The 12,768-nt window shown below is 63.3% G+C and carries 10 protein-coding genes and 1 pseudogene; 5 read left to right on the top strand and 6 right to left on the bottom strand.

Going from position 1 to position 12,768, the window contains the following annotated elements; translation table 11 throughout:
* Positions 1-433: 433 nt before the first annotated feature.
* From OKC30_RS16280 to OKC30_RS16270, 3 genes are all read left to right on the top strand, one after another.
* Positions 434-619, top strand: coding sequence for a hypothetical protein (locus OKC30_RS16280; RefSeq protein WP_234888668.1), 186 nt, complete (start codon positions 434-436; stop codon positions 617-619).
* A 62-nt stretch (positions 620-681) separates the two neighbouring features.
* Entirely contained in the window at positions 682-1,308 is a 627-nt protein-coding gene (locus tag OKC30_RS16275; RefSeq protein WP_234888667.1) for a hypothetical protein, read from the top strand.
* A gap of 378 nt (positions 1,309-1,686) precedes the next feature.
* Entirely contained in the window at positions 1,687-2,088 is a 402-nt protein-coding gene (locus OKC30_RS16270) for a hypothetical protein (protein ID WP_234888666.1), read from the top strand.
* Positions 2,089-2,201: 113 nt separating this feature from the next.
* Here the strand turns inward: OKC30_RS16270 and OKC30_RS16265 are convergent, their stop codons facing one another.
* Both OKC30_RS16265 and OKC30_RS16260 read right to left on the bottom strand, forming a co-directional pair.
* Positions 2,202-3,326: an anhydro-N-acetylmuramic acid kinase gene (locus tag OKC30_RS16265; protein ID WP_160838984.1), complete on the bottom strand. Its 1,125-nt coding sequence runs from the start codon at positions 3,324-3,326 to the stop codon at positions 2,202-2,204.
* A 64-nt stretch (positions 3,327-3,390) separates the two neighbouring features.
* Complete coding sequence (locus OKC30_RS16260) at positions 3,391-4,701, bottom strand: peptidoglycan DD-metalloendopeptidase family protein (protein WP_160838982.1); 1,311 nt, start codon at positions 4,699-4,701, stop codon at positions 3,391-3,393.
* A gap of 114 nt (positions 4,702-4,815) precedes the next feature.
* Here OKC30_RS16260 and tyrS point away from each other — a divergent pair, with 114 nt between their 5' ends.
* Positions 4,816-6,015 carry a tyrosine--tRNA ligase gene (tyrS, locus tag OKC30_RS16255; RefSeq protein WP_160838986.1) on the top strand — a complete coding sequence of 400 codons (1,200 nt, stop codon included), beginning with the start codon at positions 4,816-4,818 and terminating at the stop codon, positions 6,013-6,015.
* Positions 6,016-6,099: 84 nt separating this feature from the next.
* On the opposite strand, the pseudogene ygjK reads toward tyrS, so the two are convergent.
* From ygjK to OKC30_RS16235, 4 genes and pseudogenes are all read right to left on the bottom strand, one after another.
* Positions 6,100-8,577, bottom strand: a pseudogene (ygjK, locus tag OKC30_RS16250) (alpha-glucosidase); the annotation flags it as partial.
* Positions 8,578-8,761: 184 nt separating this feature from the next.
* Positions 8,762-9,574, bottom strand: a complete 813-nt coding sequence (locus OKC30_RS16245; RefSeq protein ID WP_160838980.1) for a helix-turn-helix transcriptional regulator — start codon at positions 9,572-9,574, stop codon at positions 8,762-8,764.
* 11 nt (positions 9,575-9,585) lie between these two features.
* On the bottom strand, positions 9,586-10,119 hold the full coding sequence (locus OKC30_RS16240) for a YbhB/YbcL family Raf kinase inhibitor-like protein (protein WP_139736724.1): 534 nt from the start codon (positions 10,117-10,119) through the stop codon (positions 9,586-9,588).
* A 177-nt stretch (positions 10,120-10,296) separates the two neighbouring features.
* A complete protein-coding gene (locus OKC30_RS16235) occupies positions 10,297-11,553 on the bottom strand; it encodes an adenylosuccinate synthetase (RefSeq protein WP_160838978.1) in 1,257 nt (418 codons plus the stop codon).
* A 190-nt stretch (positions 11,554-11,743) separates the two neighbouring features.
* Between OKC30_RS16235 and OKC30_RS16230 the strand changes: the two genes are divergently transcribed.
* A complete protein-coding gene (locus tag OKC30_RS16230) occupies positions 11,744-12,646 on the top strand; it encodes a LysR family transcriptional regulator (RefSeq protein WP_041212603.1) in 903 nt (300 codons plus the stop codon).
* The last annotated feature ends 122 nt before the right edge of the window (positions 12,647-12,768 follow it).

The following is a 12,768-nucleotide window of genomic DNA, read 5'->3' as shown; positions in this document are numbered from 1 at the left end:
ATTTACTGGTAACCCATTGATATTAAATGACTAAAATTTTCATTTTTTGTTCTTGGGATACTTGTTCGCACTTTCCCAAGGGGAGGGGGCCTTCCCCTTGCCTGCCCCGACTTGCCGCCCCCCGATGCATATCACTCCTGTCATGACCTTTCCTGTGAGGGGGCCTTGGAGTCCGCCCTGCTTTGCCGCCCTGGCGTATCCCGCACTCCTTGCGATGCAGTCGGCTCATCTTCCCCGCATCACCCTTATTTGTGTTATTTGTCATCAACTGCCGTTATTGCGACCTGGGTCGGGGTTTGGGTGGATTATTAACTGTATGATTAATAATGAAATCAGGGACCCTGCCGACGAGCAGCACGGATCGGCACTCATCTGCCCGGGAGTGGCACATGCGATCGCATCGCGATCCCCGTCATCTGACTTCGGAGGTTTTATGCTTGGATTCATTCTGGGTGACATGTACAGCCGCACCAGCGGGTTTCGGCCCCCCCCCCCCCGCCTAGGCAAGCACTTCCCCCTCGCCCCCGACTATCAACTGCGCGGTCGCACCGGTGCCGCCATCCTGACCATGGAGACCCTGCTCGATACCCCCTATCCCCAGAGAAGTTCAGGGCCCTGATCTATGGCGCCTTTATCGAGCGCCAGCGTCGCCTCTTTGCCGAGCAGGTGGTCATTGGCCGGATGGAGGAGGGCCAGGACCTGGCGATCGCCATTGATCTCGCCTTTATCAGCACGGCGGTGCCCATCGGTCTGCTCGCCATCTCGGAGGAGATCGCGTTGCTGACCACCCCCCGTCCCACCCAGACCCATCCCCATAAGGTGGCCTTGAGCCAGGCGCTCGACTGTACCGCCATGCTGATGTTCTATGCCAAGGTCATTCGCCAGCGCAATGCAGTGCTTGAGCACATCGGCCACCAGTTCGGCTACAGACCGCAGGCCGGGTTGGTGGCCAGGGTGGGCCACGGCGGGGAAGATGACTATGCCGCCTTCATGGTCAATGTGATGACCTGCATCGCCCATTCTGGCTCCCTCAAAGAGGCGCTGGAGAATGGCGTCAGGATGGGCATGCGCGAGCCCGCCTTCTTCTGTATCGTCGGCGCCCTGGCCTCGACCCTGTGGGGAGTCCCCAAACCCTGGGCCCATGAGATCTCCCGTTTCATCCAGCGCCATCACCCCCACTATCTCCAGATCCTGCTGCGGGGCGAAGCCAGGGTGGGCCGCAGACAGATCAATCTGGACCCTCCCAAACCGCCGCTCTGTGCACCGGTCAAGCGCCAGGTAAACCGCTTCCTGAAGTGGGCCTTCTAGGGCCATGGGAGTGCTCTCGAGGTGCGGGCCCATGGCACCATCCCATCGGCCCGCCCCTGCTGATGGTCATCACGGGACTGTTATCTCACTGACCCCTGATCCCCCGGCTACCTTGCCCAAGAGAGGATGGCCAGAAAAGCCAACGGCTGCACAGGGGACAAGGGTCGGGCAGAAGGTGATCCACCTCGCCTTTTGACGTGAACGTCTTTTGATGTTTGGCTCCATACGATACCATGTGCAGCGTGTGTTCCTGTTGGGGGGAGGCGCCGCCCATCGCCCCCGTGGCTGGCCGCTGGTCCCGTCATGCCCTCGGGATGCACGACCCGGGGCCGCCACGGCAACCCCTTATCGCCATAGCCAACAGAACGGAGTATCAGGATGGCCATTGCCATTGAGCAGTCGGACAACACACTGAGGGTCAACAAGGATTGCTACGATCTGGGCCGCATCGTCGGCGTGCAGGTAAAAGCACTCGGCTGGATGGATCGGCTCAAGAAGACCTTGTTGCTGGGAGTGGTCACCTCCAGTGTGCTCTTTTACTTCACCCCTTCCTACGAGCAGGCGGGCAACTGGCTCATCGTGCTCTTCCTGCCCCTGGTGGGTTTTCTGTCTGGCGCCCTGATGGGGCTGCTCTCCAGCGCGAAATATGAGTTTTGCATCGAATTTTCCCACGCCGACGAGACGGGCGTGCAGTGGATCACCGCCGCCAGGAGTCGGCATGTCGCCGATTATGAGGCCTTCAAGGCGCAGGCGGCCAGGTTGAAAGAGCGGCTCGGGTAGGGAGCACAGAGTGACGGGTCTGCGCCATCTGGCGCCAGGCATAACAACAAGCCCGAACAGGTGCACCTGTTCGGGCTTGTTTCATTAGGGGCGGATGGCGCTCGGGGAGCGGCTCAGGCGGGATAGAGGGCGCCCAGTACCGCCGGGCGGCTAGCGCCGGTCACCGCAGGCAGGTTGCCTGGCTTTCGCTGGATAAAGCGTTGTGCCAGCCAGGCAAAGGCGGCCCCTTCCACCCAGTCCGGTGCAAGGCCGAGCTGGGCGGTGCTGGTCAGATGCCAGTCGGGTAGCAGGGCAGCAAGCTCCGCCAGCAGCGGGGCGTTGTGGGCGCCGCCACCGCAGACAAACAGCTCGGGCCGGGTTGGCGCGCCACTGTGGGCGGGCAACTGGCGGGCGATGCTGTGGCAGGTGAGGGATTGCAGGGTACGCTGCACATCAGCGGGGGCGTATGCGCAGCCGTCCAGCTTGCCGTCGAGCCAGTCGAGGGTGAACATCTCACGCCCCGTGCTCTTGGGGGCGGGGGCGGCGAAGTAGGGGTGAGCCAGCAACTGCTCCAGCAGCGCAGGGATAAGCTTGCCGCTGGCGGCCCACTGGCCACCGGCATCATAGCTGCCACCGTGGGGCTGGTGGCGGCGATACCAGCCGTCGAGCAGGGTGTTGGCGGGGCCGGTATCGAAGCCATATACCCCTGCACCCGCCCCCCCGTCGGCCTGGCCGGGCAGCACCGAGATATTGGCAATGCCGCCGAGGTTCAGCACCACCCGCAGGGCGCCGGGGCGGGCAAAGAGCGCCTGATGGAAGGCGGGCACCAGGGGCGCCCCCTGACCGCCGAGGGCCATGTCCATGGTGCGAAAATCGGCCACCACGTCGATGCCGGTCAGGGCCGCCAGCAGGGCCGCGTTGCCAATCTGCAGGGTAAAACCGAGGGCTGGGCGGTGGCGTATGGTCTGGCCGTGACTGCCGATGGCGCGAATCTCCTTGGGAGTCAGCGCCGCCTTGGCGAGCAGGGCCTGGGTGGCGGCGGCAAATTCGCGGGCCACCAGGTTGTCGGCGACCCCCATGCGGTCGATTTCGTTGTCGCCCGGGGTGCAAAGCTCATGCAGGGTGCGAGCCGTATCGACAGGCCAGGGATGGCACAGCGCCGCCTCGACCCGCAGAGCATCCCCCTCGATCTGCACCAGCACGGCGTCGATACCATCCATGCTGGTACCGGACATCAAGCCTATATAGCGTTCAGTCATGACAACCCCTTTCAATGATGCGGGGGAACCATCCGATACCGTGTTCCACCTTGGTCGACAGCGCTCAGCTGTCGTCACCGTTGCCCTTGTTTCTGGCCAGTTGCAGCTCGGGGCTGTCCAGCTTGGCCAGCTGGGGCATGGCCTGAGCCTTGAAGCTGGCCAGCGCCCGCCCGCTGAGAGACTCCGCCTGGGGCAGGTTGAGGGTGCGCGGGTTCTTGTGCACGCCGCCCACCACGAATTCATAGTGCAGGTGCGGGCCTGTGACCCGGCCGGTGCCACCGAGCAGGCCGATGGTCTGGCCCTGCTTCACTCGCTGCCCCTTGTTGACGGTGCGCTTGGAGAGGTGCAGGTACTTGGTCACGTAGTTGCCCGCGTGCTTGATGAAGACGTAGTTGCCGTTGAACTGGTTATAGCCGGCGGCCACCACGCTGCCGCCGCCCGCCGCCATGATGGGGGTGCCCACCGGCGCTACGTAGTCGATGCCGTTGTGGGGGCGCACCTTGCCGGTGACCGGGTGAAGGCGGCGCGGATTGAAGTTGGAGCTGATGTATTTGAAGTTGACCGGCGCGCGCAGGAAGCTTTTGCGCATCGCCTTGCCGTCCGGGGTGTAGTAGTTGCCATCCGTGTTCAGCACGGCGCGGTAGATGGCCCCCTGGTTGACGAACTCGGCGGCCAGGATGTCGCCGGAGGCAACCCGCTCGTCATCCTGGTATTTGTCCTGGTAGACCACCCGGAAGCTGTCCCCCGGTTGCAGGTCCTGGGCAAAGTCGATATCCCAGCCGAAGATGGCGGCGAGATCCATGATCTGGTCTTCCGTCATGCCCGCTTCGACGGCGGCGCCCCAGAAGCTGGAGCGGATCTCCCCATGGGCTACCTGTTCGCGGGTGTCGAGCTCGATCTTCACCGGCCTGGCCACGAAGCCATCATCCCGGCGGTTCACCTTGAGCGCCTGCTCCAGGCTGTGGGGGTAATAGAGGCTGTGCAGCTCGCCGCCCTTGGTGAGCTTGAAGGTGAGCTCCTGACCGGGTTTGAGCAGGCGCAGGGTATCCGTGCCCTCGAGCTGGTCGATGAGGTGCAGATCCGTGGTACTGAGGCCCAGGCGCTGGAAGATGACCCCCATGTTGTCGCCGCTGCGCACCTTCACCTGTCTGGTGACATAGCGCGGTTTGGGCGGGGTGACGGGCTCGGCCCGTGCCAGCTGCGCCTCCTCGTCGACCTGCTGCTCGACGGCCAGTTCGTTGCCGTTGTCATCGACCCGGGTGGCGACTGCCTGTTCGCTCGGCCAGGCCGCCAGCATCATCACCATGATGCTCAGGATAAGCACCATCTTGCGGTGCCAGTGAGGGAGAGAGTTGAAGGCGTGCCAAAGGACCATGAGAAGCAGACAAAGTTGAACCCGGAAGAAGGTCGGAGTTTACCGCCTTTCCAATTGGCCCGCCATTCCAGTAATATGTCTGGCCCTGTGGAATCGTGATTGGAGAGTCAAAAAATGTCCCAGCTCGAGGTGGCGCTAGCCGAGATCAAGCGCGGAGCGGAAGAAATTCTGGTTGAAGAAGAACTGATCGCCAAGTTGAAGGAAGGGCGCCCGCTGCGCATCAAGCTGGGGATGGACCCGACCGCGCCGGACATCCACCTGGGTCATACCGTGATCCTCAACAAGCTGAAGACCTTCCAGGATCTGGGCCATGAAGTGATCCTGCTGATCGGTGACTTCACCGCCATGGTGGGTGACCCCTCCGGCAAGAACGCCACCCGTCCGCCGCTCTCCGAAGAGGCCATCAAGCACAACGCCCTCACCTATGCCGAGCAGGCGTTCAAGATCCTCGACCCGGCCAAGACCCGCATCGAGTACAACTCCACCTGGCTGAGTGAGCTGGGCGCGACCGGCATGATCAAGCTGGCGGCCAAGCAGACCGTGGCCCGCATGATGGAGCGCGACGACTTCAAGAAGCGCTACAGCAACGGCCAGTCCATCGCCATTCACGAATTCCTCTATCCGCTGCTGCAAGGCTATGACTCGGTCGCGCTGAAGGCGGACGTCGAGCTCGGCGGTACCGATCAGAAGTTCAACCTGCTGATGGGTCGCGAGCTGCAAAAAGATGCCGGCATGGCGACCCAGTGCGTGCTGATGATGCCGCTGCTGGTAGGCCTGGACGGTGTCAAGAAGATGTCCAAGTCCGCTGCCAACTACATCGGCGTGCACGATGCCCCGGGGGAGATGTTCGGCAAGATCATGTCCATCACCGACGATCTGATGTGGAACTACTACGAGCTGCTCTCCTTCCGTCCGCTCGCCGAGATTGAAGAGTTCAAGGCAGGCATTGCTGCCGGCACCCTTAACCCACGCGACGTGAAGATCTGGCTGGCCAAGGAGATCATCGCCCGTTATCACGACGAGGCGGCGGCCGAAGCGGCCCACGAAGACTTCACCCAGCGCTTCTCCAAGAACGCCATTCCGGACGACATGCCGGAAGTCGAGCTGGCACTGGAAGGGGAAGGGCTGGCCATCGCCAACCTGCTCAAAGACGCCGATCTGGTGGCCACCACCTCCGAAGCGCTGCGCATGATCAAGCAGGGCGCGGTCAAGGTTGATGGCGAGAAGCTGGACGATGGCAAGGCCCTCATCGGTGTCGGTACCGCCGTCTACCAGGTTGGCAAGCGCAAGTTTGCCCGGGTGACCGTGAAGTAAGTCGCCACCTCTGGCGCTGCCATAAGAAAGGCCTCCCTTGCGGAGGCCTTTTTGTTGGGTCATTGACCGGGTTGGTTGGGAGCACCCCTCGGTTTTCAGGAAGTTGCGATAGAGCATGTAGAGGTGGGCCGAGCTCCAGCTGAAGTTGCTGGCCCCCTGCATGGCGCCGGTCTCCGGGTTGTAGTTCTCGCGGATGGGGCCGCTGCCCGCCAGCCCCTCGGCGTTGGCAAACAGCTTGTTGACGAGCTGTTGGGCATCGCTGCGATAGCCGTAGTTCTCCAGCCCCTTCACCCCGAAGTAGAACTGATCCAGCCAGACCCGACCGCGCCAGTAGATGTCGGGGTCATAGGCCGGGTTGGTCAGTGCCGCCGTGCCGAGCGGCACCTTGGTGTTGAACTCCTGGGCATTGAGCATCACCTCGCGCACCCGCGCCGCCTTCTCCTTGTCCGCTACCTCGGCCCAGAGCGGGCTCCACCCTTCCGGGCCGCGGCCGCGGGCTGTCAACAGCTTGCCGACGCAGCCGTTGGCGTCGGGCAGATCCCCCTGGGCTATCTGGCGGTCGTAATAGAAACCGGAGGCCTCATCGAACAGGCAGCTGTTGATGTAATCGGCCAGCTGGGTCGCCCCTTCGCGGTAGCGGCTCGCCTCGTCCGGCTTGCCGAGCAGCTCGGCCATGTCGGCCAGGATGCGTTTCTCCTTGGCGAGGAAGGCGTTGAGCTCCACCGACTCCTGATCGATGGAGAAGCCGATGAGGTTGCCGTCGTCCTGATGGTTTTCGAAGAAGAAGACGTTCCAGTCCTGGCGCGCCTTGGCCATGTCGCCGCCATAGGTCTTGTCGGCATAGCGCTTGAGCTGCTCCGGTTCAATAAAGCCGAAGCGGGCGGCGTTGTCCATGCCGGACTCCCAGCCGGCACCGTGCTGGGCGCCGATATCCATGTCGGCGTAGCCGCCAACGCTCAATACCTGCTGATAGAGCGCCATGCCGGCGCAGCCATACCAGCCATCTCCTTCATTGGTACAGCTCGACAGATCCAGCCCGACCGGTGCCCCCGTCGGGTACTGCACCTTGAAGGTGATGTTGCCGAACTCGTCGTTGTGCTCGACGTGGCGGGTGGCGCCATATTCGATGATGCCGTTGCGGTTGTTGTCCCGCGCCCGGTACCACCAGTCGTGATAGGCCTGGATCTTCGGGTACATCTCGGCGATGAAGGCCTTGTCCTGGGTGGCGCTGTAGATCTCCCAGATGGCCCAGGCGGAGAGGGGCTGCTTGGTGTCGCGCTCGTTCCAGTTGCCGCCGTCGCCACCCCGATCGGCGAGCTTGTTGTAGAAGACGGCGTCGATCACCATGCCGGCATCCTGCGGACGGACCGGGTCATCGGCCTGGAGCTGGTAGTCATACATGGCGCGCACGTTGTTCTTGGCTACCTCGGGGTTGAAGTGGGCCATGGCGTAAGCGTGCTTCCAGCTGTCCCAGGCCCAGACCCCGTCGAACCAGCGGGCGGTGTTGGAGGGGGTGACCCCGTCGTGCAGGATGGCGCCGGCGGGGGAGCGCCAGTTGCCGTTGAGGGTCTCCATCGCCTTGACCGCGATGCGCAGCTCCGACTCCGGGATCCCCTGATTGGAGAGGCCGCGCGCCAGGTAATCCTCCCAGCGGCGGATGGCGTCGTCGAAATGGCTGGCGGGGTCGGCCAGCAGCGCCAGGCGGCTCTGCTCGAAGCGACTCGCGTCAGCACTGCTGTGGACGTAGCTCTGCAGGGTGTAGATATCCTGCTGGCCCTTGGCGGCCAGGGTGAGGCTGGCCTCGCTCACGTAGCCGAGCCCCTGTTCGTCGAGGGTGGTGCGACTGGGCAGGGTGCGGTCGATGCGATAGCTGGCGCTGCCGCTTTGCATGATGTTCCAGGTGCTGCGCAGCTTGCCGAACTGGAATGCCACGCCGCGCTCGGTCTGGCTGATGGTGCGGGTCCAGGCGGGGTACTGCTCGGCGACCGTCTTGTTGGCATCCCACTGCTGGAGCAGCTCCCCCTGCCAGTTGAGCTTGAGGGTGAGGGGGGCGTCAGTGTGGTTGATGAGGCGAGTGCGAACCAGCGCAGTGCGGGCATCGCCGTAGCGCAGCTCCAGCTCCAGGGTGAAGGGCTCGAATTCGAAACGCTGCACCAGGGCGCCGGGGATGGCGTAGATCTCGTGCTTGCTGGCGCTGGTGAGCGGGAAAGCACGGCCGCTCTCATCGCTCAGGGTCAGCTTGTCCAATTCCCTTGCGAAGAACAGGCTGTACTCCTCGGCGATCACCATGGGGCCGGTGAAGCCGCCCCACTCGCTGTCGCTGGCGGGCAGCAGGAAGCCGTGCCAGGCACCGAGATCGAGCAGCGGGTTGTATTTGAGGTTGGCGTAGCTGTCAAAGTCACGGAACTGGAGCGGGGTGCCGCTGCGGTCGATCACGTTCTGATACTGGTTCGCCAGGGTGGCGCTGGGGGCGGCCGGGCTGCTGGAGTCATTGCCGTTGCAGGCAGTGAGGCCGAACAGGGCGACGCTCAGGGTGACGGATAGTAAACTTTTACGAAACATCTCTCGCTCCAATGACAGTTTTTGTAGGTTAAGGAAGGTGTTTTTTAGTATTTGTTTTAGTGAAAGCGTTTGCGAGAGCCATTATAGGGCGATTTTGACGGGGTTATTGGCGTTGTGTCACAGTGCAGGAGGGGCGAGTGTGAGCCGGATCACCCGGTTACACGAGGTTACATAGCTTTGCATTTTAGTAATTATTTACTTTTGTGGTGGCAGTCAGTGAGAGAGAGGAGGGGCAGGTACGCAGGTATTGGTGGGGGGTCAGGCCGAACTCCTCCTTGAAGCGCGCGGCAAAGCGGCCGGTGGAGTCGTAGCCACAGGCGAGGGCGGTCTGAAGCGGCGTGAGCCCCTGTTGCAACAGGGTGAGGGCGTGCCCCAGGCGTACCTGGGTCAACACCTGGCGAAAGCTGCGTCCCTCGGCGGCCAGCTTGCGGACCAGGGAGGCGCGGCTCATGGCGAAGTGGGTCGCTACCGTCTCCAGCCGGTGATCGAGACCAGGCTCTACGCTGAGGTAACGGGCCAGCCGTTCCCCCAGGGTCATGGTGGTGGCAGGAAAGAGCAGGCCAAGGCCCCCCACTTCCCTGAGCTCGCCATAAAACCCTTGCAGCAGCTGGGTCTGGGCCGTCTCGCAGAGCTGCCGCTGCGCCATGGTGGTGACGAGATCGAAGCAGAAGGCGAGGGCCGACGTCACCCTGATGGCCGGTGGCTTGAGGAGATCGAGGGTGCTCTCTGCCAGCCACTCGGCCGGTGGCGGGGCCAGCAGGGTGAGCGCCTGGGAGCGAAACGTGCCCTGCTCCGGCTGGTTGACGAAGGTGAGCCGGTGACCCGCCGGGATCAGCAGCCAGCTCTCCTTGTCAAAGGAGAGGCGCTGCTCCCGCCACCACAGCTGCTTGCGGCCCTGCTGCACCCAGATGAGGGTCGGTGCGTAGATGAGCACGCGGCGCAGGGGCTGCTGGCGGATCCCGAAGTAATGATTCAGTTGCAGCAGGGGCGTGCTCATCGGGCGGGCTCCTAGGGGGTGGTGAAGGTGGCGGTCAGGGTGGCCTTGCCAAGGGCCAGGCTGTTGAGCATGTAGCCTACCATGGCGGGTGGGGTGTTGGCCTTCACCTCCAGCGCCTTGGGCAGGGCCCAGACGGTGAACTGGTAGCGGTGCATGCCGTGACCGGCGGGTGGGCAGGGGCCGCCATAACCCTGGGTACCGTAGTCGGTGCCAAGCTCCAGCCCCTGTTTGATCTTGCCGGAGGCATTGCTCGGCAGCTCGCTCTGGCTGGCCGGCAGGTTCACCACCAGCCAGTGCCACCAGCCGCTGCCGGTGGGGGCGTCCGGGTCATAGGCGGTGATGGCGACGCTCTGGGTGCCGGCGGGCAGGCTCTGCCAGCTCAACTGGGGGGAGCGGTTCTCGCCGCTGCAACCAAAGCCGTTGAAGCTGAAGACCTTGTCCATGGGTTCACCCTCGCGGATGTCGGTACTCTTGAGGGTCATGGCGCTGGCGGGCAGGGCCGCGAGGCAGAACAGGGGCAGCAGCGGGATAATGGGGGATCTCATGATGGGCACTCCTTTGTGTGAATATGGCATTCACTCTAAGGGGGCTGGCTCAAAACAGAGTGCCAGTATGGCTCAAATTATGCCATGGAGGCGGCTTTTGTGAGCTGTTCGGGGCTTTTGAGGGGCATAAAAAAACCGGCATCCTGGGATGCCGGTTTTTGGGAGAGGCGAGGGGCCTTAGCGCAGGATCATCTCGTCACGGCCCGGGCCGACGGAGACCATGGGCACCGGCACGCCCAGCAGGGCTTCGATGCGCAGCACATAGTCCTGGGCAGCCTTGGGCAGCTCGGCGAAGGTGCGGCAGGCGCTGATGTCTTCGCTCCAGCTCTCCATCTTCTCGTAGACGGGGGTGAGGGCGGCGGTCTGCGGCCAGATCGGGTTCTCGGTGTGGGCACCTTCGTAGGCCACGCAGATCTTCAGATCCGGCAGACCGGTCAGGCAGTCCAGCTTGGTCAGGGCCACTTCGGTGGCCGCCTGCAGCTCGACGCCGTTCTTGGTGGCGACGGCATCGAAGTAACCCACGTCACGGGGACGGCCGGTGGTGGCGCCGAACTCGTTGGTGATCTTGCGGAACTCGTCCTGGTTCTCCATGGCGGTCAGCAGGGTGCCGGTACCGACGGAGGAGCTGAAGGCCTTGGCCACGGCGATGACGCGCTCCGGGCGCAGGCCCGGCAGACCGCCACCGATGCCGGCGTAGGCGCCGGAAACGTGGGAGGAGGTGACCCAGGGGTATTCGCCGTAGATGAGATCACGGCCGGCACCCAGCTGGGCTTCGAACAGCAGGGTCTTGCCTTCGGCTTGCAGTGCCTTGAGGGGCATGCTGACGTTGCAGACGGCGTCCAGCCAGGGAGCGGACACTTCCAGCAGCCAGTCGGCCATCTCCTGGGCGGTCTGGGTGAATTCGAAGTCCGGATAGAGAGCCTTCATTTGCGGCAGTTTCCAGTCCAGCATGAACTGGATGCGCTCGACCAGCACGTCCGGCTGTTTCAGCCAGCCCACCAGGATCGCCTTTTTCATGACCCGATCACCGTAAGCCGGGGCGATGCCCTGACGGGTGGAGCCGTAGGCGCTGTCACCCAGGCGTTGCTCTTCCAGGGTGTCTTCCAGCGCGTGCAGCGGCAGGCAGAGGGTGGCACGGTCAGAGATGGCGAGCTTGGGAATGACGCCGGAGGCCTTGACCTCTTCCAGCTCGACGGTGAGCTTCTCGGGGCTGATCACCATGCCGGGGCCCAGCACGACCAGGCAATCCGGGTTGAAGACGCCGCTCGGCACCTGGTGCAGCTTGAAGGTGCCCAGATCGTTGACCACGGTGTGGCCGGCGTTGTTGCCGCCCTGGAAACGAATACTGGCGCCAGCCTGGCCTGCCAGATAATCGACGATGCGGCCTTTGCCTTCATCACCCCAGTTAGCACCTACGACTACGATAGACGACATGACTCTTTCTCCTAAGACGTTAGGCGTCCATCCTAGGAGCCCCGTGAGGATTAGAAAAATTAATTATCTTTATAATTCCGATAAGGAAGCCATATAATTCCGGTGCAATTATCGACACCGCGCTCCCTTTCGTGGTGCCCGTGCCCTGGCGGCGCTGGCCCTGCCATCGACCCGGGAGAAGAGGAACCCCATGCTGGACATTCACTGGCTGCACACCTTCGTCACCCTGGCCCGGTTGCAGCACTTCGGCCAGACGGCCACCGAACTGCACATGACGCAACCCAATGTGAGCCTGCACCTCAAGAACCTGGAGCAGGCGACCCGGGTCAAGCTGGTGGAGCGCAGCCCGTTTCGCCTGACCCAGGCGGGGGAGCGGCTGCTGCAAAGCGCCGAGCGCGCCATCAACGAGCTGCAACTCTGCCAGTCCGATCTCAATGCCCTGAGCCAGTTGAGCCAGGGGACGCTCGCCATCGCCGCCAGCGACATCATCTCGCGCCTGCTGCTCATCCAGCCGTTCCAGCGCTTCAAGCAGGCCTTCCCCGGCATCGACCTCACCCTGTTCAACACCACCTCGGATCAGGCGGCGGATCTGGTGCGGGCGGGCAAGGCGGATCTGGGCTTCGTGATGGCACAAAAGCGCAGCGAGCCGCTCTTCTACACCGAGTTGCAGCAGGTGACCTGGTGTGCCCTGGGGCACGGCCTGGCCCGCTGGCAGGCGCGGGCCAGCTCGGGGGAGAGCGATCCTCTGGACGAGCCGACCCTGATCCTGCTGGGGCACGACACCCGGACCCGGGCATTGATCGACCCCTCCCTGCCCCTGCTCGGTCTGCCGAGCTGCCGCATCATGGAGGTGGGGAGCGTGGATGCCCAGCTCGACTGGGCCGAGGCGGGCTTTGGCGTCGCCATCGTGCCGGATTTCTCCCTTCACCCCAGGCTCAAGCTGACCGCCCCGGTGACCCGGCTCACCGATTTTCCCGGTACCAGCCTGGGGTACGTGGTGCGCCAGAACCAGGTGCTGTCCCGGGCCATCAAGCAACTGCTGCACTGGGTGGAGGAGGAGATCCAGAATCCGGCGCTGCTGCTGGCGCCGTGACAGGCCAGGCGCCCGTTCCCGATAACCAAGAGGCCACCCCTGGGGTGCAATGCTGTTCAGATAAGCACTTTTTTGACTGATTATTCATAAATTGGATTTGAGTTGAGGGGGCAAGGCTGTGT

The sequence above is a fragment of the Aeromonas sp. QDB18 genome (assembly GCF_027705325.1).
GTDB classification, from domain to species: Bacteria; Pseudomonadota; Gammaproteobacteria; order Enterobacterales; family Aeromonadaceae; genus Aeromonas; species Aeromonas caviae.
This window is presented reverse-complemented; position numbering and strand designations above follow the sequence as displayed.